The organism is Taklimakanibacter deserti (genome assembly GCA_003574785.1).
Genome location: QORU01000050.1, coordinates 1 through 771, shown reverse-complemented (window position 1 = coordinate 771; position 771 = coordinate 1). Strand labels below are relative to the sequence as shown.

Genomic DNA, 771 nt, shown 5'->3' with positions numbered 1-771 from the left:
GCCTTGATTCGATTGATGTTGAACGATGCGCAATGGCAGCGCATTGCGCCGGAACTGTCTGGAAAGCCGGGCGATCCCGGTCGCAGTGGACGCGATAACCGGCTCTTTGTCGAAGCAGTTCTTTGGGTTGCGCGTACCGGCTCTCCTTGGCGTGATCTGCCGGATGCCTTCGGCAATTGGTTCACGGTGTACACGCGCTTTTGGCGGTGGGCGCAAAAGGGCGTCTGGGAGCGGATTTTCGGGGCTTTATCAGATGATCCCGATTTCGAATATGTCCTCGTCGATGGCACGCTCGTCCGGGTCCACCAGCATGGCACCGGCGCAAAAGGGGGACTCAAAATCAGGCCATAGGCCGCTCGCGCGGCGGGCTGACCACCAAAATCATGGCGCTCGTCGATGCGCTCGGCAATCTTATCCGCTTCATTCTTCTGCCTGGCCAGCGACACGACAGCATCGGTCTTGAGCCTTTGATCACAGGGCTCGATTTTGAAGCCCTCATCGGCGACAAGGCCTTCGACAACAATTGGCTGCGCGCAACCTTGAACGAACGTGGCGCGGCCGCCGTCATTCCTTCCAAGGCGGACCGGGCTGGTCGCATCCCCTACGATGTCGAAATGTACAAATGGCGTCATCTGATCGAAAACTTCTTCTGCGATCTCAAGGCGTTCCGCCGGATTGCCACGCGCTACGAAAAGACCGACAGATGCTTTGCTGGCTTCATCAATATCGTCGCAGCCTTCCTCGCATCCAGTGATTGTAAACAAGCCTTAG

At 57.5% G+C, this 771-nt stretch carries 1 protein-coding gene; it reads left to right on the top strand.

Features of this window, described 5'->3' with window-relative positions:
• Positions 1 to 3: 3 nt before the first annotated feature.
• Positions 4 to 771 (top strand): IS5 family transposase gene (locus DS839_RS35850; protein ID WP_368912120.1). Its coding sequence is split into 2 segments (ribosomal slippage), with 769 coding nucleotides annotated over them: positions 4 to 334 and positions 334 to 771; the frame shifts between segments, so codons are not numbered across the junction. This gene is flagged as partial in the annotation.